This window comes from Nocardioides sp. NPDC047086, from assembly GCF_040643685.1.
In the GTDB taxonomy this organism is placed as follows: Bacteria; Actinomycetota; Actinomycetes; order Propionibacteriales; family Nocardioidaceae; genus Nocardioides.
Genome location: NZ_JBEYUV010000021.1, coordinates 47,099 through 71,204, shown reverse-complemented (window position 1 = coordinate 71,204; position 24,106 = coordinate 47,099). Strand labels below are relative to the sequence as shown.

Here is a 24,106-nt window from a genome sequence, read left to right as displayed (position 1 = left end):
GGGAGGCACGACGTGCACGCAACGAACGAAAGTTCGTTCACCCGCCCTGACGCCAACTTCGACCGGGCCGTAGCGGCCTAGGGCCCCTAAGGTCTACGGCGTGGTCGGGAACGAGGATCTGGGCTCGCCGTGGATGGCGACGGTGCGCCGCGTTGCCTGGACGGTGACGGGGGTGTTCAACGCCCTGATCGGGCTGGCCATCGGTGTCGGATCGGTGGTGGCCGACGGTGGTGCGTACGGGCCCTATCTGCTGGGGGCCGGCTTCGGGATCCTGCTGTTCCTGACGGGTGTGCACGGACTGGTCACCAAGGGCGTACGCCCGGCCGGGAGCGTCACGCGCAGGATCAGGCGGCTGGGTGTGGTCGCCGGTGACGGGATCGTGATCCGGCTACGGCGCGCGCCGGGCATCTGCGGAGAGCTGATGCTGGTGTGCCTCCTGGCCATGCTGTACCTGTCGGCGGGAATCGGCTTTCGGGCGGGCAATCCGGTCATCGGGCTGCCGTTCACGCTCCTTGCCGTCTTCTTCGCCGTCGTCGTGGCCGAGCATGCGACGACGACGGGACTGCGACGAGCAGTGCTGATCACGCCCGAGGCGCTGACGGTGGAGCTGGGCCCCGAGACGGTCTCGGTGGCGTGGGCGGACCTTCGCGTCGATCTGTTCGAGCAGGTCATGAGTCCGAACGGGATCACGGTGAGGAACCGTTTCCTCGAGATCAGGACGCGGGGCGACGCGCCGTCGTGGACGGTGACGCGGCGTCATCGGATCCGGCTGATTCCGAAGCGCTGGCGCACGGGCGTCGTCCGGGTCGGCTACCCACTCCTCGACCGCCCGGAGCAGGTGCTCACGACGTTGAGGTCGCTGCAGCGGCGTACGGACGAAGGTCGCCGGGCGGTCCTGTCCAACGACACGACGCTGGCCTACCTGACCGGGGACCTCGAGATCTCGCCATTGTCGGATACGACGGGACGTCTTGGTCGGTCTACCTGGTAGTAACCGACAAGAACGTCCCGTCGTACCCAGACGCCGGCTGCTACGCCTCGACCAGACCTGGCCGGCCGGATTCGGTGAAGAAGCGGCCACCGATGGTCAGCGGCGCGCCGGGCGTGCTGACGTACGGGACGGTCTTGTAGGTGACCTCCGCGCCGGCCGAGTCGAGCGAGACGGTCGCGTAGCCGCGAAGGCCGTTGTAGAACTTCATGTGCGGGTTGCGCTCCAGGTACGCCGCCCAGTTGGCCGGGTGCTCGGCGCCGTTGCCGCCGGAGGTGATCGAGGTGGTGACGATCTCGGTGCCCATGATCGGCGAGGACGGGTCGTCGACGTCGTCGTGGATGTCGAAGCCGTAGTGGACGTGCACGTCACCGGTCAGCACCATCAGGTTCGACTGGCCGGACGCCTTCCAGCCCTCGAGGATCCGGCGCCGCGAAGCGGGGTAGCCGTCCCACGAGTCCATCGAGCGGGTGCCGTCGCCGGACGGGTTGTCGCGGCGCGAGAAGGTGACCTGCTGAGGGACGACGTTCCACAGCGCTGAGGAGCGGCGCCAGCCGTCGATCAGCCACTGCTCCTGCTCGTTCCCCGGCAGTGTCATCGTCTCCGCCTCGGACTCGGCCGTCGGCACCTTCCAGCCGTCGCCGTTGGCCTGGTTGGTGCGGTACTGGCGGGTGTCGAGGATGTCGAACTGCGCCAGCCGGCCCCACTGCAGCCGCCGGTAGAGCCTCAGGTCGGGACCGGACGGCTGCTGCGGGAGCCGCAGCGGTTGGTTCTCCCAGTAGGCGCGGTACGCGGCGGCGCGACGCACGAGGAACTCCTCCGGCGGACCTGCGTTCTCCGGGGTGTCGCCGGCGTAGTTGTTCTCGGTCTCGTGGTCGTCCCAGGTGACGATGAACGGGTGCGCGAGGTGGGCGGCGATCTGGTCCGGGTCGGACTTGTACAGCCCGTAGCGGGCCCGGTAGTCGTCCAGCGTCACGGTCTCGTGGTTGAGGTGTGCCGGCAGCGGCTCGGTGTAGCCGCGCGTCCCGGCTGAGGCGTTGACGGCGTACTCGTAGAGGTAGTCGCCCAGGTGGAGGACCGCGTCCACGTCCTCGCCGGCAAGATGCTTGTACGCCGTGTAGTAGCCCTGGTCGTAGCGCTGGCAGGAGGCGAGGGCGAAGGTCAGCGAGGAGACCGCGGCCCCGACGGCAGGGGCGGTCCGGGTCCGGCCGACCGGACTGATCCATTGGCCGACCCGGAAGCGGTAGAAGTACTCGGTCGCCGCGTCCAGGCCGCGGACCTCGGCATGCACGGAGTGGTTGAACTCGGTGTGCGCGGTTGCCTTGCCGCGGCGTACGACGCGTCTGAAGGCGGCGTCCCTGGCCACCTCCCAGCCGACGTCGAAACGCGCGGGCGGCATCCCGCCGGTGGGTTCGAGCGGGAGTGGCGCGAGCCGGGTCCACAGCAGCACCGAGTCGGGCAGCGGGTCGCCTGAGGCGACGGCGAGGGTGAACGGGTCCGAGGTGATCGCCGTGGGCGAGGCCGCCGGCGCAGCGAAGGCGCCCGTCCGCGGCAGGCCGGTGGTGAAGGCCAACGCGGTCGCGGCGGCCGAGACGGTCAGGAAACGGCGGCGGTCGAGGCCGCGGAGGGCACCGCGGAGATCAGGAGTGTTGCTGGGGGCAGGCATGGACGTGCTCCTGTCGATATGGGGGTGATCGACAACAGCGAAGCGGTGCCCGGTGAAGGCCCCGTGAAGTGTGGGGGAGGGGTGGGCTACGGCTTGGTGCCGGCGACGGGCCGATGCACCGGACAGCCCGGCGCGAAGGTGCCGAGGTCGTCGGTGTTGAACCCGTGGGGATAGCTCTTGATGCGGGGCATGTCCCGGACGTACGCCGGCTTCCTCCGCGGAGGCAGCAGGGCGACGAAGCGTGCCCGGGCCTTCAGTGCGCCACGGGACAGCGCACGCGCCACCCGCCCCGGTTCGGGGTAGCCGAACGCCTCGAGCAGGTGCGGCTCCATCAGCGACAGCGAGAAGATCCGGATGATCGGCGCCAGCGGGCGCGGGTAGAAGGTCGTCAGCAGCTCGAGCGTCGAGTCGGCGACGGCACGGCTGCCCTCGTCGTACCCGAAGTGCTCCGCCTCGTAGGAGTCGAGGAGGTGCTCGAACTCCGCATAGGTCGCCGGGATGTCCTTGATCCCCATCCGCTTCCCGAGCGCCTGGTAGTAGCGCAGCGCGGCAAGCTGCTCGTCGGCGGTCGACTGCCGCCAGCCGAAGTCCTGGTTCCAGCGCCGCGGGATCACCACGAACGTGGAGAGGACGTAGACCATGTCGTCGTTGGAGATGTCGTACATCTTGTGCATCTGGTTGATCCGCCGCACCGCGGCCCGGCCGCGAGGACTGTCCAGGTCCTCGACGGCCGCGTCCTCGAGCAGCAACGCGGTGTCGTCGTAGCGCTTCTGGGTGTTCTCGGTGAACTGGTGCGTCTCGGCCAGCAGACGACCGATCGAGGGCACCGCATAGGTCCGGAACAGCGCGAAGCTGAGTGCCTGAGTCGTGTCCCAGGGGAACTCGTAGAGCCCCAGACGCCTCGAGATCTCCTGGAACTCGGTCTCCGGGTCCAGTCCTGCCGTGCGCGCCCGCCTCTGACAATTCAGCTTGGCCATGGTGCCTCCTGGTTCGATACATAACCGTATCGTGATTTGGGTCACGTGTCGTGGCTCCCGCCGTAATGTCTTCGGCATGGAGAAGTCGGGAACGCAGACGCCCCTGTCCCTCGCCGCCGCCGAGGCGGTCCGAACGTACGCCGCCGCCGCCCGTTCCGCGCTCGGCGCGGCCGAGTCCCCGGTGATCTCGTACGCCGGGCTGTGGCTGCTCCTCGCCTCGCTGGCGCCCGCGGCGGAGACCGAGACGGACGAGATCCTGGGGCTGAACCGGGCCGACGCGCGGGCCGCCGCGCTCGCGCTGCTGGAGGCGCCGCACCCGACGATCGGGGCCGCGGTCGCCGGCTGGCTGCGCCCGGGGGTCCAGCTGACCAAGGGCCTGCCGGTCGTGCTCGACCCGCTCCCGGAGCAGGCCGGGCTCGACGCCTGGGCAGACGAGCACACCCGCGGCCTGATCAAGGAGTTCCCGCTCGAGATCGACGCCCAGACGCTGATCGTGCTCGCCTCCGCGCTGGTGGTCACACCACGCTGGAGCGAGCAGCTGGGGGAGGGGGAGGACGGGCTGCTGCTGCTCGAGGACGGCTTCCAGGCGGTGGTGGAGACCGAGGCGGCCGGCCCGGTCGCGGTCGCCTGCCCGCCCAGCGAGGACGGCATCTCGATCTACTCCGTGATCGCCGAGGAGGGTGTGTCTGCCGACGACGTGTGGCGGGCCGCCGACGAGGTCGTCCGCAGGATCGACGCGGGAGAGGTGCGCGACCACGCTCTCGCAGCGCAGCAGGACGGTCATGCCTGGACGGTCCGGGAGGTCACGGTCTTCGGCGGAGCTCCGTCCGACCGCTGGCGCAGCCATCTGCCCGAGTGGAGCGAGGAGGATCGTCACGACCTGTCGGCCGCGCCGGGGGTCGCCGAGGTCGCCCGCGGGGTGATGGCCGCGGTCGAGGAGGAGACGGAGGCCGTCTGTGTCCAGAAGGCGGTCGCGTCCTACGACCGTGAGGGCTTCAAGGCGGCCGCGGTGACCGGAATGATGGTCCGGGCCGCCGCCGCGGTGCCGCGCGAGACGAAGGTGCGGCAGGTCGATCTGAGGTTCGACCGGCCGCACGCCGTGGTCGCGATCGCGCGCGGGGGAGCCTGGGAGGGCATCCCGCTCTTCAGCTCCTGGGTGACCCCGGCATAATTTCCGTCATGGACGAGCTTCCCCGGATCGCCGGTCGTTACCAGCTCCTCACCCTGCTCGGAGCCGGCGGCATGGGCGAGGTCTGGCGGGCGCGTGACACCGTCCTGGACCGCGATGTCGCGGTGAAGCTGCTGCGCGATGTGGACGACCCCACGATGGCCGAGCGGTTCCGCCGCGAGTCGCTCTCGACCGCCCGGGTCGTCCACGACGACGTGGTCAAGATCTTTGACGCGGGCAGCGACGACAACGACGTCTTCCTGGTGATGGAGCTGCTGCCCGGCCCGACCCTGGCCGAGCCGCTCCAGCAGCGTGGCGCGATGCCGGTCGACATGGCCGTCGAATACACCCGCCAGGTCGCCGGTGCGCTCGGCGCCGCCCACCGGGCCGGTGTGGTGCACCGCGACATCAAGCCGGCCAACCTCATGTTCGACGGTGACGGCCGGCTGACCGTGCTCGACTTCGGCATCGCGTACGCCATGACGGGGGTCGACGCCGGGCTGACCCAGACCGGCCATGTGATCGGCAGCCCGTCCTACCTCTCGCCCGAGCAGGCCGCCGGCGACCCTGTCGGGCCGCCCGCCGACGTCTACTCGCTGGGCTGTGTGCTCTTCGAGATGCTCACCGGCAAGGCGCCCTACTCCGCGCCGCACCCGGTCAAGATCCTGCACATGCACCTCAGCGACCCGGTGCCGCGGATCACCGACTTCCGGGCGGTGCCCGCGCCGCTGGCGCGGCTGGTCACCCGGATGCTCGACAAGAACCCGGCCGCCCGGCCGTCGATGGACCAGGTCGGGCACGAGCTCGGCTATGTCCTCAGCGGCGCCGACCCCGACGCGACCGACCGGCTCTCCGCCGGGCAGGCGCCGCACCCGACCCAGGCGATGCCGCCGCGATCGCTCGACGAGCCGATGGCGCTGCCGGGCTCCCGCACCGGCGTCCTGCCCCGTCCTGACGCCCCGCCGCCCGTCCGCGGGCCGCGCCCGAGGTCGCTGCGTACGTTCCCCACCGGCCGACTCGTCGGTGCGCTCGCGCTCGTGGTCGCCTGCGTCTTCGCCGCGTCCTGGCTGGCCTCCTACGAGCCCGCCCAGGCCGATCAGTCGTCCCAGAGCTCCGACGGCTCCGACGGCTCCGACAGCTCCGAGAACCCGCCCAGCAACACCGACGACGCGGATGACTCGGACGGCTCCGACGACACCGACACCCACAAGTCGGACAACAAGACCCTCAAGCGCCTCGACAAGCTCGACCGCTGGCGCGAGAACCTGGAGAGCTGGAACGTCATCGACGGCGGCCAGTCCGAGGAGTGGGAGGACCAGATCCAGCAGATCCGCGACCTGGTCGAGAAGGGCGAGAGCGCCAAGCGCGAGATGGAGCAGCTGCGCGAGGAGTTCGACAGCCTGGGCAAGCGTGACGGCAAGGACGGCGAGAAGATCCTCGACGGGCTGCTCAAGGGGAACTGACCCGACAAACGGGTGCACGATCAGCGTGGGAGGGTGCAGACTTCGCGTCCATGACCCGACTCCAGCTGGCCCGCACGGCGGTCTTCGTCGCCTTCGCGATCCAGGGCCTGACCTTCGCCTCGCTCATCACCAGGCTCGAGTCGATCGCGACGAAGCTCGACCTCAGCGCCGGCGACGTCTTCGTCGTGCTCGGCATCACCACCGCGGTGGGGGCGGTCGGCAGCGTCGTCTCGGGTCACCTCGCCAGCAGGATCGGCAGCGCCGCGACCCTCTCGCTGATGCTCGCCGGAGCCTCGCTGACCGCGGTGGCGCCCGCCTTCGCGCCGACGATGGTGACCCTGCTGGTCCTCAACGGCGTCTACGGCTTCTTCCTCGGCGGCGTCGATGCCGCGATGAACATGCAGGGCACGGCCACGCAGGACGCGTACGGCCGCCCGCTGATGAACGGCTTCCACGCGATGTGGAGCGCGGCGGCCGTCCTCGGGGCCATCTACGCGACCGTGACGATCGCCCTCGGCGTACCTCTGGGCCTGGACATGATCCCGATCGCCCTCATCGGCCTGGCCGCCAACCTCGCCACCTTCCGGCTCCTGCTGCCGCCGGAGGCGGTCGACGCGGCCGAGAAGAGGCCCAGCGGTACGCTGCGCCCGAAGCCCCCGCTGCCGTGGCTGCCCCTCCTTCTGGTCGCCGTACCGACGTTCGCGATGTGGTTCATCGACTCGGCAGCCTCTGCCTGGGGCGGGATCTATGTCGTCGACGGCCTGGGCGCCGCGGCTGCGGTCGCGCCGGCGATCTACGCCGCCTACCAGCTGGTCCTCCTGGCCATACGCCTCCCCGGCGACCGCCTCGTCGCCCGCTTCGGCCCCGAGCGGGTGATCCGCACCGGCGGCATCGTCGGCGTGGGCGCCCTGGTGCTGATCGTCGTCGCCCCGCACTGGAGCGTGGCGGCCGTCGGCTTCGCGATCCTCGGCGGCAGCCTGGCGATGGTCCCGCCGCAGTCCTTCGTCGCCGCCGCCCACATCTCCCCGGACAACGCCGAGGACGCGATCGCCCGGGTCAACCTCGCCAACTATGCCGGCTACCTCGCCGCGGCGTCCCTGATCGCTGCCGTCGCCGAGCTCTTCGGCGAGCGCTCGATGTTCGTCATCCCGCTGGCGATCTCCGTCCTGATCCCGCTGATGGCCGGCCGCTTCGCGACTCGTCCGGCAGCGAGATCCGAAGGAAAAGAATCACCCTCCGTTTCTTGACTCATTCAAGAATTCGCGTAGGCTCTGGGTTGTGGGGAATGCGGACTACGAACAGCTGCTGAGAGGTGCCTCCCTGCGCGTCACTCGCCCGCGAGTGGCCGTTCTGGGGGCCGTCACCGAGAACGCGCACGCCGACACCGAGACCATCCTCGGAGCGGTGCGCGAGCGGCTTCCCGACGTCTCCCATCAAGCCGTCTATGACTCCCTCGCCGCCCTCTCGGCGGCCGGGATCGTACGCCGCATCCAGCCGTCCGGCTCGGTGGCTCGTTATGAGACCCGGGTCGGGGACAACCACCACCACGTGGTCTGCCGCTCCTGCGGGGCGATCGCCGATGTCGACTGCGCCGTCGGCCATGCGCCCTGCCTGACGGCATCTGATGACAACGGCTTCACGATCGACGAGGCCGAGGTCATCTACTGGGGCACCTGCGCGGACTGCAGCCTGTCCCAGGGGTAGAGCCCGCGCCGGCTGAGGTTGTCATCGGCCGGCGCAACACATGTGAATCACAGCGTCTGGCAGCAGCCAGTCCGATCAGAAACGGATAGGAATCTCATGACTGAAGAGGCCGTGAGCAAGTGCCCGGTGATGAACGCAGGCCGCGTTCACCCCACCGTCGGCAATGCCAACCAGGAGTGGTGGCCGAACAAGCTCAACCTGAAGATTCTCGCCAAGGACGCCCCTGTGAGCGACCCGATGGGCGAGGACTTCGACTACGCGAAGGCTTTCGAGTCCCTGGACCTGCCTGCCGTCAAGGCGGACATCGCCGCGGTCATGACCGACTCCAAGGACTGGTGGCCGGCTGACTTCGGTAGCTACGCCGGGCTCTTCGTCCGGATGGCGTGGCACGCCTCCGGCACCTACCGCAGCCACGACGGTCGCGGTGGCGCCGGCCGTGGCCAGCAGCGTTTCGCGCCGCTCAACTCCTGGCCGGACAACGTCTCCCTCGACAAGGCCCGTCGTCTGCTGTGGCCGGTCAAGAAGAAGTACGGCAAGAACCTCTCCTGGGCCGATCTGATGGTCCTGGCGGGCAACGTGGCGATGGAGGAGGGCGGCTTCAAGACCTTCGGCTTCTCGGGCGGTCGCGCGGACGTCTGGGAGTCCGACGATGACATCTACTGGGGTCCGGAGAAGGTCTGGCTCGACGACGAGCGCTACACCGGCGACCGCGACCTGCAGGCGCCGCTGGCCGCTGTCCAGATGGGTCTGATCTACGTCAACCCGGAGGGTCCCAACGGCGAGCCCGACCCGATGAAGTCCGCGGTGGACATCAAGGAGACCTTCCGCCGGATGGGGATGAACTCCGAGGAGACCGTCGCCCTCATCGCCGGTGGCCACACCTTCGGCAAGACCCACGGTGCCCACCCCGACGATCTGGTCGGCCCCGACCCGGAGGCCGCGCCGCTGGAGAACCAGGGCCTCGGCTGGAAGAACGGCCACGGCACCGGTGTCGGCGCGGACGCACTCACCTCGGGCCTCGAGGTCACCTGGACCTACCACCCGACCCGCTGGGACAACGAGTTCTTCCACATTCTCTACGCCTACGAGTGGGAGCTGTTCGAGTCGCCGGCCGGCGCCAAGCAGTGGCGTCCGAAGAACGGCGCGGGCTCCGACATGGTCCCCGAGGCGCACGGTGAGGGCAAGCGCGAGCCGCGCATGCTCACCTCCGACCTGGCGCTGCGCGTGGACCCGGAGTTCGACGAGATCTCCCGCCGGTTCAGGGACGACCAGGAGGCCTTCTCCGACGCGTACGCCCGTGCCTGGTTCAAGCTGACCCACCGCGACATGGGTCCGAAGAGCCGCTACGTCGGCTCCGAGGTCCCGGCCGAGGACCTGCTCTGGCAGGACCCGCTCCCCGCCGAGGGCGGCGCGACCGACGAGGCCGCGATCTCCGCCGCCAAGACGGCCATCGCCGCGTCCGGTCTGAGCGTGCAGCAGCTGGTCTCGACCGCGTGGAAGGCGGCGGCCACGCACCGTACGTCCGACCACCGCGGTGGTGCCAACGGCGGTCGCATCCGTCTCGAGCCGCAGGTCTCGTGGAAGGTCAACCAGCCCGAGGAGCTCAAGCCGGTCATCGCGAAGTACGAAGAGATCGCGGCCGCGACCGGTGTCTCCTTCGCCGACGTGCTCGTTCTCGCCGGTGGCGTGGGCATCGAGCTGGCCGCCAAGGCCGCGGGCCAGGACGTCACGGTCCCGTTCTCCGCCGGCCGCGTCGACGCGACCCAGGAGCAGACCGATGTCGAGAACTTCGCCTGGCTCGAGCCGGTCGCCGACGGCTTCCGCAACTACGACTCCGGGTTCCTCAACCTCCCCACCGAGTTCCTGTTCCTCGACCGCGCGAGCCTCCTCGGCCTCTCGGCCCCCGAGGCGACGGTCCTGGTCGGCGGTCTGCGTGTGCTCGGCAACAACTGGGACGGCTCCGACCTCGGTGTCTTCACCAAGACCCCGGGCGTGCTGACGAACGACTTCTTCGTCAACCTGCTCGACTACGACCAGCAGTGGACCCCGTCCGCCGACGAGGCGACCTACACCAGCTCCAACGGCTGGACCGGTTCCCGCGTCGACCTGGTCTTCGGTGCCAACTCCGAGCTCCGTGCCCTTGCGGAGGTCTACGGTGCCGACGACGCCAAGGAGAAGTTCGTCAACGACTTCGTCAAGGCGTGGGTCAAGGTCATGGAGAACGACCGCTTCGACCTGAAGCTCCGCTGATCTTGGGGATCTGAAGGCCGTACGCCGCCGCGTACGACCGACACGGAGGCCGGCCCCTTGTGGGGTCGGCCTCCGTCGTCATACCCACCCGGGTAGGATCAACGGCCGCCGCAATCAGTTGCCTAGGTCAGGTGGAGCAATGGAACACCGGAGCGCCGAGCCTCCGAAGGGTCCGACCGGTCCGCCGCCGTCCTGGCGGCCGCCGCCTCCGCCCGCTCCGCGGATCGTGGCCGAGCCACCCCCGGCCACGCCCAGCAGGCCGCCGGGCGCGCGTCGCGCGGCGCCCAGACCGGCCTCCGCCCGGGCCTGGGTCGCCCGGGCCGAGCCTGCCAAGGTCTGGGCGGCCGAGAAGTGGGCGGCGGCCAGGAGCGCGACCTCCAGGGGTTCGACGTCCACGGGTTCGGCCTCCTGGGCTTCGACGAGCTGGCGACGCTGGGGGAAGCTGACGGCGAAGGTGGTGCTGGTCGGGTTCCTGGCCATCGCCCTGATCGGGTCGGTGACGGCGATCGTGACCTACAACCGGATCAACGTGCCGGACCCCAACGCCGCCTTCGAGGTCGAGACCTCGTTCGTCTACTACAGCAACGGCAAGACCGAGCTCGGCCGCTACCAGGAGGGCGACCAGAACCGGACCAAGCTGGACGCCGACGAGATCCCGGAGGTGGTCAAGCACGCCGTGGTGGCCGCCGAGGACCGTACGTTCTACGAGAACAGCGGCGTCGACGTGAAGGGCATCGTGCGAGCCGCGTTCTCCAACACGACCGAGGGCACCGCGGGTGGCGCGTCCACGATCACCCAGCAGTACGTCAAGAACTACTACCTCGACTCGGAGCGCTCCTACTCCCGCAAGCTGAAGGAAGCGGTCATCGCCCTGAAGCTGACCAGGCAGAAGAGCAAGGACCAGATCCTCACCGACTACCTCAACACGATCTACTTCAACCGGGGCGCCTACGGCATCGAGGCGGCCGCGAAGGCCTACTTCGCGAAGTCCACCAAGGACCTCTCGCTGCAGGAGACGGCGGCGCTCGCGGCCATCCTCAACAACCCGGCCGGCTTCGACCCCGCCAGCAGCACCTTCCGCGGCGAGGAGAAGCTGCTCGGCCGCTACCGCTACGTCCTCTCCGGCATGGTCGACCTGGGCTACCTGAAGCAGGCGGATGCCGACAAGGTGAAGGACGCGCTGCCGAAGTTCCCCGCGAAGACGGTGCCGAGCCGGCTCGGTGGCCAGCGCGGCCACGCGCTCACCATGATCAAGGCCGAGCTGCTTGCCCTGAAGGGTGCCGACGGCAAGCCGCTGTTCACCGAGGAGGACATCGACAGCGGTGGCCTGCGGATCACCGCGACGCTCTCGCCGAAGGTGATGAAGGCGTCCGCGACCGCCGCCAAGACGGTCAAGCCCAAGAACCGCAAGGCGTACGTCAAGGACGACCCGGAGCAGAAGAACGCCCTGCACGTGGCGACCGCCTCGGTCGACGTCGGGTCCGGCGCACTGCTCGGCTTCTACGGTGGCCAGGACTATCTCGACAGCCAGCACAACTGGGCCGCGACCGGTGGTCACGCCGGGTCGACGATGAAGGTCTTCGCCACCGCGGCGGCGATCGCGAAGGGCTACTCACTGGAGTCGACCTGGGCCGGTGACTCGCCGTTCACGACCTACACCGGCAAGCCGGTCGTGAACGAGGGTGAGCAAGCCGGGATCGCCGACGGGATGGACTACGGCGAGCACATCACCATGCTCAAGGCGCTGGAGCAGTCGGTGAACACGGCCTACATCGACATGACCGAGTCGATGGGTGGTCCCGAGGCGGGCCGCAAGGCGATCTACGACACCGCGGTGGCCGCGGGTGTCGCCCCGGCGAAGGCGGACCCCAAGTTCCCGGGGATCCCCAGCACCACCACCGACTTCGACCACAAGACCGACGACCGGATCGCCCTCGGCCGCGCCAACGTCAGCCCGATCAACATGGCCAACGCCTACGCCACGATCGCCGACGGCGGCTACCGCCACGACGTGCACGTGGTGAAGAAGGTCCGCGACCGCGCCGGCAACGTCCTCTACAGCTGGAACGGCCGCAAGAACGCCCGGCACGCGATCTCCGAAGATGTCGCCGCCGACGTGACGTACGCGATGCAGGGTGTGGTGCAGAGCGGCTCGGGCCAGAAGGCGCAGCGCATCGGCCGGCCGGTGGCCGGCAAGACCGGCACCGGCACCTGCACCAACGAGCAGTACGTCTGCTCGTCGTGGTTCGTCGGGTTCACCCCGCAGATCGCCACCGCCGTCCGCTACTCGCGCGGCAACGGCGAAGGGAAGCTCGACGGCGGCTGGATGCCGTCCTACTTCGGCGCCGACTATCCCACCGAGACCTGGGCGGCCATCATGGCGAAGGCGATGGAGGGCAAGGAGGTCGAGAACTTCCCGGAGCCGGTCTACGTCGACGGCCAGGATCCCGAGTCCGGTCACGAGAAGCAGCTGATCGCACCGCCACCGCCCCCGGAGGAGGACGACGGCGAGGACTGTGACCCCGTCGCGGAGTTCTTCGGCGCCTGTGACGACGGAGGCAACGGCAACGGCAACGGCAAGCCCTGGCGAGGCCGTCCGTGATCTGAGATGCGTGCCCACCGATCGAGATGACGAGTTGGTGGGCGCGCCCGGTCTCGGGCAGCATTCCGGGCGAAGGTCACGACTGCCAGCGCGAAGCCCCGGCTTGCTGGCGGGCAACCCTCCCACGCGGTGGGGTGCTCCGGGTGACGACCAGGCCCTCGCCGAGGTGGCGCGGGCAAGCGCGTGCTTCGCCGGGCAGCCCTGGGGGAGCCATGACCCGAAGGGTGCCCCATGTCCCTGCTTCCGCTCGTCGGCTCGAACACGCAGGTCCCGCTGCTGGACGGAACCACGACGACGTACGCCAACCTCGATGTCGCCGCCTCGGCGCCTGCGCTGCAAGCCGTGGCCGACCGGGTGGCCGAGGTCCTGCCCTGGTACGCCTCGGTGCACCGCGGCGCCGGCTACCTGTCCCAGGTCTCGACCGCCCTCTACGAGGAGTCGCGCGCGACCATCGGCGCCTATGTCGGCGCCCGCGAGGACGACGTCACCGTCATCGCCCGCAACACCACCGATGCGGTGAACCTGCTGGCCGGTTGCGTACCCGGTCGGGTGCTCGTCCTCGACATCGAGCACCACGCCAACCTGCTCCCGTGGCACCGGGTCGAGGCGGGCGTCACCGCGATCGCCGGCCGCGACACCCTCGCCGGCACCATCGACGCCCTCGCGAGCGAGCTGGCCCGCGGCGACTACGCCCTGGTCGCGATCACCGGTGCCTCCAACGTCACCGGCGAGGCGCTGCCGGTCGGCGAGATCGTCACCCTCGCCCATGCCCACGGCGCCCGGGTCCTCGTCGACGGCGCCCAGCTGCTCGCCCACCGCCACTTCTCGCTCGCCGCGACCGGCGCCGACTACGTCGCCTTCTCCGGCCACAAGCTCTACGCCCCCTACGGCGCCGGCGCCCTGGTCGGGCGCCGCGACTGGCTCGACGTCGGTACCCCCTACCTCGCCGGGGGAGGGGCGGTCGACGACGTGGAGGTGGGCGAGACCACGTGGCAGCCCGCCCCCGCGCGCCACGAGGGCGGCTCGCCCAACGTCATCGGCGCGGACGCCCTGGCCGCGGCCTGTACGACTCTCGGCAGCCTCTCGGCCGCCGAGCTGGACCGCCACGAGGCGTCACTGAGGGGGCGCCTCGTGGCCGGCCTGTCCGCGCTGGAGGGTGTCGACGTCGTGAGGCTCTGGCCCGACTCCGACGAGCCCGTCGGGGTGGTCACGTTCACCGTCGACGGCATCGAGCCCGGCCGGGTCGCGGCCTACCTCTCCGCCGAGCACGGCCTGGGCGTACGCGACGGCCGGTTCTGTGCCCAGCCGCTCCTCAAGCGCCTCGGGCTCACCGGCGGCGCCGTCCGCGCGAGCATCGGCATCGGCACCTCGTTCGCCGACGTGGACCGGCTGGTCGCCGGCGTACGTTCCCTCCTCGCCGATGACGTCCGCGGCGACTACGTCCTCGTCGACGGAGCCTGGACCCTCGCCGATGACCCCCGCCCCCTCGTCGGCCCGGCCGGCCTGACCCGCCTGGCCGACACCGCCGGCTCCTGCGGCGCCGCCGTCTGACCCCCTCCTGCCGAAGCGTCAGCTACGTCGGCCGCTGGTCGAGCCGCGAGGCCGCCTGCGGCCGAGCGTGTCGAGACCAACACAGTCCCCTCCGCGCTCGATTCGACTGTGTTGGTCTCGACACGCCTCCGCCTAGCGGCTCCGGCGGCTCGACCAGCGGCAGGCGGGTGACGCCTCGACGAGGGAGGATGAATCGGGGCGCCCGCGGTGTTGAGGAACTGTGAGCGAACGAGTGCATGGCGAGCGGAAGGTACGCGGCGGCAAGCTGGTCGTCGTCGACGTGACGGTCTCCGCTGACACGATCATCGACGTCGTCCTCTCGGGGGACTTCTTCCTGGAACCCGACGAGGCGCTGGGGTGGCTGACCACGGCGCTGGAGGGACAGTCCGTCGAGGTGTCCCTCGACCAGCTGACCGCGGAGCTGGACGCCGCGGCCCGTGATGCCGAGCTGGTCGGCTTCGGCACCCGTGACATCGCCCTGACGGTGCTGCGGGCGCTGGGCCGGGCCACGACCTGGGACGATCTCGACCTCGAGATCGTCGAGACCGGCCCGCTGTCGCCGACGATGCAGATGGCCCTCGACGAGGTCATCGTCCGCCAGGTGGCCGAGGGCCGCCGCGCCCCCAACCTGAGGTTCTGGGACTGGGCGAGCAGCGCGGTCGTGATCGGCAGCTACCAGTCGCTCTCCAACGAGGTCGACGAGGCCGCCGCCGAGCGTCACGGCATCGAGGTCGTACGCCGCATCTCAGGCGGCGGTGCGATGTTCATCGAGCCCGGCAACACGATCACCTACAGCCTCGCTGTGCCCGACACGCTCGTGGCTGGCATGTCCTTCCAGGAGTCCTACGCCTTCCTCGACGAGTGGGTGCTGCGCGGCCTGCGCAGCGTCGGCATCGAGGCCGCCTACGCCGGTCTGAACGACATCGCCTCCCCGGTCGGCAAGATCGCCGGCGCCGCCCAGAAGCGGATCCCCGGTGGCGTCCTGCACCACGTCACGATGGCCTACGACATCGACGCCGACAAGATGCTCGAGGTGCTCCGGATCGGCCGGGAGAAGATGTCCGACAAGGGCACCAGGAGCGCTGCCAAGCGCGTCGACCCGATCCGTTCCCAGACCGGGCTGAGCCGCGACAAGGTCATCGAGGCACTGCTGGCCGAGTTCGAGCAGAGCTTCGGGGCGGCGTACGTCGGCCTCGATCAGGCCACGATCGACGAGGCCGCGGCGCTGGTCGAGAGCAAGCACGGCACGCGGGAATGGGTTGCTCGCGTGCCGTAGGCGTGGGGCTCGCTACACGTACGCGACCGGATCTCGACGCGCGCATCGCGCCTTCGCAAGCTCGGGCGCGGCGCTTGATCTCCAATACGTTTTGAGGCCCGGCGACTTGGTCGCCGGGCCTCAAAGATTTGGACTCCGCTGCTCGGAGCGTTCCTTGGATGAGATGGGGGGGTCCTCATTCACGACCGACATCACGAGCAGCGGAGCGCCGCCAGTTTGGCACGCTCAGATGCGCCGTCGCAATAGGTGAAGGCCCCTCCGGACCTATTTTCTGTCGGTCGATCTGCAGGGCGGAACTCATGGGGTATCGAAAGTGCCTTTCTAGAGGACTTCGACCCTGTCACCGGCACCGGGCGCGGGAGTATGGCAGGACTGCGAATGACGATGGTGGCGGTGGTCGGCTACCCTGAACACATGCAGATGTCTGTCCTGCTTCTTAGGCAGCCGCGCTGACCCTGAGGGACACACCCCGGTCACGCGGCTACCCCTCCATGTGAGGGGCCGTTCTCATTTCTAGGGATCGTTCCAGAAGCAGTCTTGACGCACGACACTCGACAAGGACGAAAGACCAATGACGCAGGACCAGGCTGAGCAGGCGACGTACGACGTCACCGAGCTGCAGGACAAGTGGCGCCCCATCTGGGAGAAGCTGGAGCCGTTCAAGGCGGGCCAGCGAGAGGGGGCCGAGAAGCGCTACGCGCTCACGATGTTCCCCTACCCCTCCGGCGACCTGCACATGGGCCACGCCGAGGTGACCGCGCTGCACGACGTACTGGCCCGCTACTGGTGGCTGAAGGGCTTCGACGTCCTGAACCCGATCGGCTGGGACTCCTTCGGCCTGCCTGCCGAGAACGCCGCGATCAAGCGCAACGAGAACCCCGCCGGCTGGACCTACGCCAACATCGAGACCCAGGCGGAGTCCTTCAAGCGCTACGGCATCTCCTTCGACTGGTCGCGCCGGCTGCACACCTCCGACCCGGAGTACTACCACTGGACCCAGTGGCTGTTCATCAAGCTGTACGAGGCGGGGCTGGCCTACCGCAAGAAGAGCCCGGTCAACTGGTGCCCGAACGACCAGACCGTTCTGGCGAACGAACAGGTCGTCAACGGTCAGTGCGAGCGCTGCGGGGCCACGGTCACCAAGCGCGACCTGAACCAGTGGTACTTCAAGATCACCGACTACGCCCAGCGCCTGCTGGACGACATGAACCAGATCAAGTGGCCCGAAGAGGTCCTGGCCATGCAGCGCAACTGGATCGGCCGGTCCGAGGGTGCGCACGTCGACTTCGACATCACCTTGGCCGATGGCGGCTCCAAGAAGGTCACCGTGTTCACCACGCGACCCGACACGCTGTACGGCGCCACCTTCATGGTCGTCGCGGCCGATGCAGCCCTGGCCTCGGAGATCGTTGCCCCTGAGCAGAAGCAGGCTCTGGAGGATTACGTCATCGAGGTCCGCAAGTCCTCCGAGATCGACCGCATGTCGACCGACCGTCCGAAGACAGGTGTTGATCTGGGAGTCACTGCGGTCAACCCGGTCAATGGTGAGCAGATCCCGGTGTGGGCGTCGGACTACGTGCTGGCGGAGTACGGCACCGGCGCGATCATGGCGGTGCCCGCGCATGACCAGCGCGACCTGGACTTCGCGAAGAAGTTCGCACTGCCGGTCCGCCGTGTTGTCGACGTTCCTGACACTGACAATCCGGAGGAGACCTACGTCGCAACCGCAGGTGACGGTGCGTACGTGAACTCTCCCGAGTTGGAGGGCGTCGCCGACAAGGCGAGCGGGATCCACAAGATCATCGAGAAGCTGGAGGCCGAGGGCCAGGGCAAGGGCACCATCAACTACCGGCTGCGCGACTGGCTGCTGAGCCGGCAGCGCTACTGGGGTGCGCCGATCCCGATCATCCACTGTGAGTCGTGCGGCCCGGTCCCGGTTCCCGAGGACCAGCTGCCGGTCGTACTGCCCGACCTCAAGGGCGCAGACCTGAAGCCGAAGGGCGTCTCGCCCCTGGCCGCAGCCGAGGACTGGGCGAACGTCGACTGCCCGAAGTGCGGTGCCCCAGCGAAGCGGGACTCCGACACCATGGACACGTTCGTGGACTCGTCGTGGTACTTCCTGCGTTACACCTCGCCGCACTACGACAAGGCCGCGTTCGACCCCGAGGCGATCAAGACCTGGGGTGCCGTCGACCACTATGTCGGCGGCAAGGAGCACGCGGTCATGCACCTGCTGTACGCCCGCTTCTTCGTCAAAGCGCTCAACGACATCGGCCTGATCGACTTCAACGAGCCGTTCAAGGAGCTGCTGACGCAGGGTGAGGTCATCAACGAGGGCAAGGGGATGTCGAAGTCCCTGGGCAACGGTGTCGACCTGGGCGAGACCATCGACGAGTTCGGCGTCGATGCCACCCGCGTGACGATGGTCTTCGCCGGCCCGCCCGAGGCCGACATCGATTGGGCCGACCTGTCTCCTGGTGGCTCGCTGAAGTTCCTGCAGCGTGCGTGGAGACTGGCTGGTGACGTTGACTCCGAGCCGGGCGTCGACTTCTCCGCAGGCGACGTGTCGCTGCGCCGGGTGACCCACAAGACCGTTGCCGAGGCCGAGGACCTCCTGGAAGGCAGGAAGTTCAACGTCGTCGTCGCCCGGACCATGGAGCTGGTCAACGCCACCCGCAAGGCCATCGACTCCGGGTGCGGCCCGAAGGACGTCGCCGTGCGAGAGGCGGCCGAGGTCGTCGCCATCCTGCTGTCGCTGGTCGCTCCGTACACCGCTGAAGAGATGTGGGAGATCCTGGGGCACGAGCCGACGGTTGCGCGAGCTGCGTGGCCGACGGTCGAGCCCCGCCTGCTCGTGGAGGACTCCGTGACAGCGGTCGTTCAGATCAAGGGCAAGGTGCGCGCCCGCCTGGAGGTCTCGCCCTCCATCTCCGAGGCAGACCTGGAGGTGGCCGCGCTGGCCGACCCGACGATCGCGGCCGCGATCGAGGGGCAGACCGTCCGCAAGGTCATCGTCCGTGCGCCGAAGCTGGTCAACATCGTCATCTGATCGGCACTGATCGGCTCTGATCGGGTCGGCTCGTGGTGCCGACCCGATGGGTCGATCTGTAGGCTTCTGACATGGCCCGGGTAGCGATCGTGACCGACTCGACCGCGATGCTTCCATCCGATCTCGGGGATGCCGCGGAGCTGATCACATCGGTGCCGTTGCAGGTGATCGTGGATGGGACCTCGTACGACGACGGGGTGGAGGAGACGTCGCCCGAAGCGTTGCTGGCGGCGTTGGCTGCGCACAAGACGGTGACCACCTCGCGGCCCTCTCCGGCGCTGCTGGGGGAGGTGTATGCGAAGCTCGCCGCGCAGGGGTTCGAGGAGATCGTCTCCATCCACCTCTCCGCGGAGCTGAGCGCGACGTGCGAGTCCTCGATGCTCGCGGCGCGGGAGGCTCCGGTGCCGGTGATCACCGTGGACACTCGGCTGGTCGGACCCGGGGTCGGGTTCGCGGTGCTGGCCGCCGCAGAGGTGGCCGGGCGCGGCGGGAGCGCCGCCGAGGCGCGCGAGGCCGCGTTGTCGCGGGTCGCTGCGACGCGTTCCTACTTCTACGTCGACACCCTCGAGTATCTGCGCCGAGGTGGGCGGATCGGTGCTGCCGCCGCCCTGCTCGGGACCGCGCTGGCGGTCAAGCCGCTGCTCACGATCGAGGAGGGGCGGGTCGTGCCGCACGAGCGGGTGCGTACGGCTGAGCGGGCGATCGCGCGGCTGCAGGCCCTCGGGGCCGAGGCGGGTGAGGACGCGGAGGCCGTCGAGGTCGTCGTCGCTCACCTGGGCAGCCCGGATCGGGCGGCCGCGATGACCGAGGGGCTCTCCGCCGAGCTGGACGGCAAGATCAACGGCGACGTACGTGTCGGGGTGCTGGGGGCGGTGCTCGGTGCGCACGTCGGGCCGGGGTGCGTGGCGGTCGTCGTGGGGCCCAAGCTCTGATCCGTGGGCCTGATTCTGGGCCGATCACCGTCCACAGGGACGGTTGAGGATCGAGTTGTCCACAGGCGCTGAGAACGCGCTCGGAAGTGTCGGCGTCGACGCATAGCTTCGGCGTCATGCGGACCCGACCGACCTCTGATCACGCTGATGCCGTCGCCCGGCGGCTGGAGCAGCTGCGCGCCGAGCTCGACCCGTCGGGGGAGGAGGACGAGGGCGAGGGGGACTGGCAGCCGCCGTGGTGGGACGGGCCGGGTGCGACCGACACCGCGGAGCTGGATCCGTTGGTGCCGGTCCCGGGGCGTCACGCGTCGCGGCGTCAGGTCGTGATCTCGCCCGACACGATGCTGCCGGAACCGCTGCGTGGACGGGTGAGTCTCGGTCCGTGGCACCTCGTGGTCGTCTCGCTGGTGTTGGTGGCCGGGTTGGCGGTGGCCTGCTGGTGGATGATCCGCGCCGACCCGGAGGTGGTGCCAGCGGCCCGGGCCTCGCCCTCGGCCTCGCCGCTGGTCTCGTTGCCGACCGGCTCGGCCCCGCCTGCGAGCACGGCCGCGGTGCCGTCGGGCGGAGTATCGGCCGGGACGGTGACGGTCGACGTGGAGGGCAAGGTGCCCAAGCCCGGCATCGTCGTGCTGCCGGTCGGCTCGCGGGTGGTGGATGCGGTCGAGGCCGCGGGCGGGGCGTCTCACAAGCACCTCGCGGGACTCAACCTCGCCGCTCTGCTCAGCGACGGTCAGCAGATCGTGGTGGGTGCGCCGAACGGCGGCGGAGGCGTCGCGGCGCCCGGCTCCGGCGCTCCGGCTGCTGGGGCGCCCGGCGCAGCGGTGAGCCTCAACGCCGCCTCGATGGAAGAGCTGGAGACGTTGCCAGGGGTGGGTCCGGTGACGGCGCAGGCGATCATCGACTGGCGCACCACCAACGGCGCGTTCACCTCTGTCGACGAGCTGCTCGAGGTCGACGGGATCGGGCCGAAGACCTATGACTCGCTGGCACCGCTGGTCACGTTGTGAACGACCTGCGGCTGCCCCTTCTCGGGGCCGGTGCCTGGGCGGGGGCGTTGGCCGGGCCGGTCGTAGCGGCCGGCGGGCGGCCCGGGGTGGTCCTGCTGGTGCTCCTCACCGCGGTCCTGGGCATCGGCGGAGGATGGGCGGCACGGAAGCGCCGCCCGACGGCGCTGGCGTTGGTGCTGATGATCGCCGGGGCCGCGGTCGTCGCCGGCCTGCACGTCGCCCGCGTCAGCGACAACCCGGTGGTGGACCTGGCTGAGCGCGAGGCGCAGGTGCGGGTGGTCGCCACCGTCACGACCGACCCGAAGGAGGTGCGGGGCGAGCACGCGACGTACCAGCTCCGGCGCGCCAGCGTGCGGGAGATCAGGGGCCGTGGGGTGGTCTACCAGCTGCGTACGCCGGTGGTCGTGCTCGGCAACGAGACGTGGGCGGACGTCCCGCTGGGGACGACGGTGTCGACGACCGGGCGCCTGGGCAGGAGCGACTCGCACGAGGAGTCCGCGCTGCTGATCGCCGGGGAGCCGCGGGTCGTGGCGGGTCCGGGCATCTGGTGGCGAGCCTCGGAGACGCTGCGTGGCTCCATCCGCGACGCGGTGGCGCACCGGCCGCCCGACCAGGCGGCGCTGGTCCCGGCGCTGGTCGACGGCGACGACACCGGCCTCTCCGACGATCTCGCGGACGACTTCCGCACGACCGGGCTCACCCATCTGCTCGCGGTCTCGGGCACCAACCTGACCCTGGTGGTGGGATTCCTGCTCATCGTCGCCCGCTGGGCCGGGGTGCGGGGGAGATGGCTGTACGCAGTCGGGGTGCTCGGCATCCTCGGGTTCATCGTGCTCGCCCGCACCGAGCCGAGTGTGGTGCGGGCCGCCGCGATGGGGGCGGTCGGACTGCTGGCGATGACGCACAACGGACGGCAGCGAGCGCTGCGCGGTCTCGGCGCGGCGGTGATCGGGCTCCTGCTGCTCGACCCGGGGCTGGCCACCTCGATCGGGTTCACCCTCTCGGTCCTGGCCACGGCCGGCATCCTGCTCTTCGGGCCACCCTGGCGCGACGCCCTGAGACGTTGGATGCCGCAGTGGTGCGCGGAGGCGATCGCGGTCCCGGCAGCGGCGCAGCTGGCATGCACCCCGGTGGTCGCGGCCATCTCCGGCCAGGTCAGCCTCGTCGCGGTGCTCGCCAACCTGCTCGTCGAGCCCGCCGTCGCGCCCGCGACGGTACTCGGTCTCCTGGGCGGTCTGCTCGGGCTGGTGTGGGATCCGCTCGGGATGGTCGCGGGCACGATCGCGACCTGGTGCGTCGCCTGGATCATCGCGGTGGCCCGCTTCGGTGCCGGCCTGCCGACCGCGGAGGTCGGCTGGGCGACAGGGCCGGCGGCCTTGGCGATGCTGGTGGTCATCTGTGCCGCGATCGCCTTCCTCGCTCCTCGGATCCTGCGGCATCCGGTCACCGGGGTGGCCGGGTGCCTGGTGCTGCTCGCGGTCGCGCTGGTGCGGCTGCCGAGCCCCGGCTGGCCCCCGCCGGGGTGGGTGCTGGTGATGTGCGACGTGGGACAAGGAGATGCCCTGGTGGTACGCACAGGGTCAGGGAGTGCCGTCATCGTGGACGCCGGCCCCGATCCGGACCTCGTCGACGACTGCCTCGACCGCCTCGAGATCGAGGACGTTCCGCTCGCGGTCATCACCCACTTTCACGCCGACCACGTCAACGGCATCGAAGGCGTCTTCGCCGGGCGCCGGGTCGGTGAGCTGTGGACCTCACGCCTCCAGGATCCGCCCGCGGGCGTGCGGGTCCTCGGGGAGGCCGCCGGTGCGGACGGGGTGGTGCCGGTTCCGGCTCCCTACGCAGCCACGAGCACCGTCGGCGAGGCGCAGATCCAGGTGCTCTGGCCCGCGGGCGAGTCCGATACCCGCGGGCCCGGAGACGGCTCCACGGCCAACGACGCGAGCGTCGTCCTCCTCGTCGAGTCCCGCGGCCTGCGCCTGCTGCTGACCGGCGACATCGAGCCGGAGGGGCAGGACCAGCTCGCCGATGACCTCGCCGGGCTCGACATCGACGTGCTCAAGGTGCCTCACCACGGCTCGCGCTACCAGGACCTCGACTGGCTGCGTACGTTGCGGGCGCAGGTCGCGCTCACCTCGGTCGGTTCGGGCAACGACTACGGTCATCCGGCGACCGCCACGGTCCAGGGGCTCGAGGAGAGCGGCACCAAGGTCTACCGCACCGACCGCGACGGCTCGGTCGCAGTCGTCGAGAGCGGGGGTGAAGTGGCGGTTGTTACTCGATAGCGTTGGTCTCGACCCGCTTCGCGGCTTCGCAGGCTCAGCCGCTGCGCTCGCTCGACCTCCTCGCGTTTGGCCGACGCAAGCGCCGGCCAAGGCTCGGATGTCGGTGCCGTGTGGGAGGGTTTGAGCATGGCACGCACCGCCTCCGCACCGAGCCCCACCGGCAACCTGTCTGCCTCCGACGTCCTGGGTCGGGTGACGCTGGTGACCGGCAAGGAGGAGTTCCTGGGGGAGCGCACGGTCGCGGCTGCGAAGGCCGCGGTGAAGAGCTACGACGCCGAGGCCGAGGTCTCCGAGGCGACCGCCGCCGATCTGACGCTGGCGACGCTCGGCGAGCTGAGTGCACCTTCGCTCTTCTCGAGCATCCGCTGCGTCGTGGTGCGCAACCTGGAGAACCTGCCGGACGAGTCGGTTGCGGGTCTGGTGGAGTATGCCGGGATGCCGTCGGAGGAGGTTGCCCTCGTCCTCGTCCACGGAGGCGGCCAGAAGGGCAGCGGCACTCTCGCCAAGCTTCGCAAGCTCCCGAAGGTGACCGAACAGAAGTCCGTGGAGCTGAAGGCGCGCGAGTTCGGAAGCTTCGTGAAGGCCGAGATGCGGCTGCACGGCGCGAGCATCGACGAGGAGGGCGCCGACTTCCTGATCCAGGCGGTCGGTCAGGATCTCCGCGCCCTGGCGGCCGCGGCGAGCCAGCTCGCCGGCGACAACGAGGCGAAGCGACTCGGCCTGGAGCACGTGAAGCAGTACTTCGGCGGCCGGGCCGAGGTGAAGAACTACGTGATCGCCGACGCGATCGTCTCCGGCGACCGGGTCAAGGCCCTCGAGGAGATCCGCTGGGCCCTCGACACCGGCTCTTCCCCCGTCTACGTCCTCTCCGCAGTGGCCGGCCAGCTCCGCACCGTCGCCAACCACGTCGCTGGCATCCGCGACAGCGGCACTCCACCCTGGAAGCAGAAGTCCATCGCAGGTTTAGCCCGCGGCTGGTCCCGCGAAGGCATCGGCGAGGCGCTCCGCTCGGTCGCCCGAGCCGACGCCGACCTCAAGGGCGCCGCCAGCGACCCGGCGTACACGCTCGAGCGTCTCGTCCTCACCATCGCCGCCCTCCGCCAGCGCTGACAACACCCACGCCGAATCTGTAGTTCTGGAGCGCGAGATTGCAGTTGTGGCGTACGAAACTCGACTTTCGTACGCCAC

Annotated in this window: 17 protein-coding genes and 1 riboswitch; of the genes, 14 read left to right on the top strand and 3 right to left on the bottom strand. The window is 69.8% G+C overall.

Annotated features, from left to right (window positions below):
- Window positions 1-100: 100 nt before the first annotated feature.
- Window positions 101-991 (top strand): hypothetical protein, encoded by an 891-nt coding sequence (locus ABZ796_RS16310; RefSeq protein WP_357338218.1) that lies wholly within the window; start codon window positions 101-103, stop codon window positions 989-991.
- Between the two features lie 40 nt (window positions 992-1,031).
- On the opposite strand, the gene ABZ796_RS16305 is transcribed toward ABZ796_RS16310, so the two are convergent.
- Both ABZ796_RS16305 and ABZ796_RS16300 read right to left on the bottom strand, forming a co-directional pair.
- A complete protein-coding gene (locus tag ABZ796_RS16305) occupies window positions 1,032-2,654 on the bottom strand; it encodes an alkaline phosphatase D family protein (protein WP_357338217.1) in 1,623 nt (540 codons plus the stop codon).
- 86 nt (window positions 2,655-2,740) lie between these two features.
- Window positions 2,741-3,631, bottom strand: coding sequence for an oxygenase MpaB family protein (locus tag ABZ796_RS16300; RefSeq protein ID WP_357338215.1), 891 nt, complete (start codon window positions 3,629-3,631; stop codon window positions 2,741-2,743).
- A gap of 76 nt (window positions 3,632-3,707) precedes the next feature.
- Here ABZ796_RS16300 and ABZ796_RS16295 point away from each other — a divergent pair, with 76 nt between their 5' ends.
- The 5 genes from ABZ796_RS16295 (at window position 3,708) to katG (ending at window position 10,216) form a co-directional block, all read left to right on the top strand.
- Complete coding sequence (locus ABZ796_RS16295) at window positions 3,708-4,802, top strand: hypothetical protein (protein WP_357338213.1); 1,095 nt, start codon at window positions 3,708-3,710, stop codon at window positions 4,800-4,802.
- A gap of 8 nt (window positions 4,803-4,810) precedes the next feature.
- Window positions 4,811-6,262 carry a protein kinase gene (locus ABZ796_RS16290; protein WP_357338212.1) on the top strand — a complete coding sequence of 484 codons (1,452 nt, stop codon included), beginning with the start codon at window positions 4,811-4,813 and terminating at the stop codon, window positions 6,260-6,262.
- A 50-nt stretch (window positions 6,263-6,312) separates the two neighbouring features.
- Complete coding sequence (locus tag ABZ796_RS16285) at window positions 6,313-7,509, top strand: MFS transporter (RefSeq protein WP_357338210.1); 1,197 nt, start codon at window positions 6,313-6,315, stop codon at window positions 7,507-7,509.
- A gap of 31 nt (window positions 7,510-7,540) precedes the next feature.
- The gene (locus ABZ796_RS16280; protein ID WP_357338208.1) at window positions 7,541-7,966 is read left to right on the top strand and encodes a Fur family transcriptional regulator; all 426 of its coding nucleotides are present in this window, start codon (window positions 7,541-7,543) and stop codon (window positions 7,964-7,966) included.
- 96 nt (window positions 7,967-8,062) lie between these two features.
- The gene (katG, locus tag ABZ796_RS16275; RefSeq protein ID WP_357338207.1) at window positions 8,063-10,216 is read left to right on the top strand and encodes a catalase/peroxidase HPI; all 2,154 of its coding nucleotides are present in this window, start codon (window positions 8,063-8,065) and stop codon (window positions 10,214-10,216) included.
- A gap of 114 nt (window positions 10,217-10,330) precedes the next feature.
- On the opposite strand, the gene ABZ796_RS16270 is transcribed toward katG, so the two are convergent.
- Window positions 10,331-10,696 carry a hypothetical protein gene (locus tag ABZ796_RS16270; RefSeq protein ID WP_357338205.1) on the bottom strand — a complete coding sequence of 122 codons (366 nt, stop codon included), beginning with the start codon at window positions 10,694-10,696 and terminating at the stop codon, window positions 10,331-10,333.
- Between ABZ796_RS16270 and ABZ796_RS16265 the strand changes: the two genes are divergently transcribed.
- The 8 genes from ABZ796_RS16265 to holA all read left to right on the top strand — a co-directional run bounded on the left by ABZ796_RS16265 (window position 10,674) and on the right by holA (window position 24,028).
- On the top strand, window positions 10,674-12,818 hold the full coding sequence (locus ABZ796_RS16265; protein WP_357338203.1) for a transglycosylase domain-containing protein: 2,145 nt from the start codon (window positions 10,674-10,676) through the stop codon (window positions 12,816-12,818). The genes ABZ796_RS16270 and ABZ796_RS16265 overlap by 23 nt on opposite strands.
- 74 nt (window positions 12,819-12,892) lie before the next feature.
- Window positions 12,893-13,006: riboswitch (SAM riboswitch) on the top strand.
- Between the two features lie 43 nt (window positions 13,007-13,049).
- Window positions 13,050-14,369, top strand: coding sequence for an aminotransferase class V-fold PLP-dependent enzyme (locus tag ABZ796_RS16260; RefSeq protein WP_357338202.1), 1,320 nt, complete (start codon window positions 13,050-13,052; stop codon window positions 14,367-14,369).
- 220 nt (window positions 14,370-14,589) lie between these two features.
- The gene (locus ABZ796_RS16255; protein WP_357338200.1) at window positions 14,590-15,645 is read left to right on the top strand and encodes a biotin/lipoate A/B protein ligase family protein; all 1,056 of its coding nucleotides are present in this window, start codon (window positions 14,590-14,592) and stop codon (window positions 15,643-15,645) included.
- Window positions 15,646-16,216: 571 nt separating this feature from the next.
- Window positions 16,217-18,694, top strand: a complete 2,478-nt coding sequence (leuS, locus tag ABZ796_RS16250; RefSeq protein WP_357338199.1) for a leucine--tRNA ligase — start codon at window positions 16,217-16,219, stop codon at window positions 18,692-18,694.
- A 71-nt stretch (window positions 18,695-18,765) separates the two neighbouring features.
- Window positions 18,766-19,626 carry a DegV family protein gene (locus tag ABZ796_RS16245; RefSeq protein ID WP_357338198.1) on the top strand — a complete coding sequence of 287 codons (861 nt, stop codon included), beginning with the start codon at window positions 18,766-18,768 and terminating at the stop codon, window positions 19,624-19,626.
- Between the two features lie 116 nt (window positions 19,627-19,742).
- The gene (locus tag ABZ796_RS16240; RefSeq protein WP_357338197.1) at window positions 19,743-20,633 is read left to right on the top strand and encodes a helix-hairpin-helix domain-containing protein; all 891 of its coding nucleotides are present in this window, start codon (window positions 19,743-19,745) and stop codon (window positions 20,631-20,633) included.
- The gene (locus tag ABZ796_RS16235; protein WP_357338196.1) at window positions 20,630-22,918 is read left to right on the top strand and encodes a ComEC/Rec2 family competence protein; all 2,289 of its coding nucleotides are present in this window, start codon (window positions 20,630-20,632) and stop codon (window positions 22,916-22,918) included. The genes ABZ796_RS16240 and ABZ796_RS16235 overlap by 4 nt, the downstream gene beginning before the upstream one ends.
- Window positions 22,919-23,044: 126 nt before the next feature.
- A complete protein-coding gene (gene holA / locus ABZ796_RS16230) occupies window positions 23,045-24,028 on the top strand; it encodes a DNA polymerase III subunit delta (RefSeq protein WP_357338195.1) in 984 nt (327 codons plus the stop codon).
- Window positions 24,029-24,106: the final 78 nt, after the last annotated feature.

Bases quoted from the DNA above. Each gene is read 5' to 3' on its own strand.
- ABZ796_RS16305 (WP_357338217.1), bottom strand. From the start codon at position 2,654: ATGCCTGCCCCCAGCAACACTCCTGATCTCCGCGGTGCCCTCCGCGGC.
- ABZ796_RS16300 (WP_357338215.1), bottom strand. From the start codon at position 3,631: ATGGCCAAGCTGAATTGTCAGAGGCGGGCGCGCACGGCAGGACTGGAC.
- ABZ796_RS16295 (WP_357338213.1), top strand. From the start codon at position 3,708: ATGGAGAAGTCGGGAACGCAGACGCCCCTGTCCCTCGCCGCCGCCGAG.
- ABZ796_RS16290 (WP_357338212.1), top strand. From the start codon at position 4,811: ATGGACGAGCTTCCCCGGATCGCCGGTCGTTACCAGCTCCTCACCCTG.
- ABZ796_RS16285 (WP_357338210.1), top strand. From the start codon at position 6,313: ATGACCCGACTCCAGCTGGCCCGCACGGCGGTCTTCGTCGCCTTCGCG.
- katG (WP_357338207.1), top strand. From the start codon at position 8,063: ATGACTGAAGAGGCCGTGAGCAAGTGCCCGGTGATGAACGCAGGCCGC.
- ABZ796_RS16270 (WP_357338205.1), bottom strand. From the start codon at position 10,696: ATGGCCAGGAACCCGACCAGCACCACCTTCGCCGTCAGCTTCCCCCAG.
- ABZ796_RS16260 (WP_357338202.1), top strand. From the start codon at position 13,050: ATGTCCCTGCTTCCGCTCGTCGGCTCGAACACGCAGGTCCCGCTGCTG.
- leuS (WP_357338199.1), top strand. From the start codon at position 16,217: ATGACGCAGGACCAGGCTGAGCAGGCGACGTACGACGTCACCGAGCTG.
- ABZ796_RS16245 (WP_357338198.1), top strand. From the start codon at position 18,766: ATGGCCCGGGTAGCGATCGTGACCGACTCGACCGCGATGCTTCCATCC.
- ABZ796_RS16240 (WP_357338197.1), top strand. From the start codon at position 19,743: ATGCGGACCCGACCGACCTCTGATCACGCTGATGCCGTCGCCCGGCGG.
- holA (WP_357338195.1), top strand. From the start codon at position 23,045: ATGGCACGCACCGCCTCCGCACCGAGCCCCACCGGCAACCTGTCTGCC.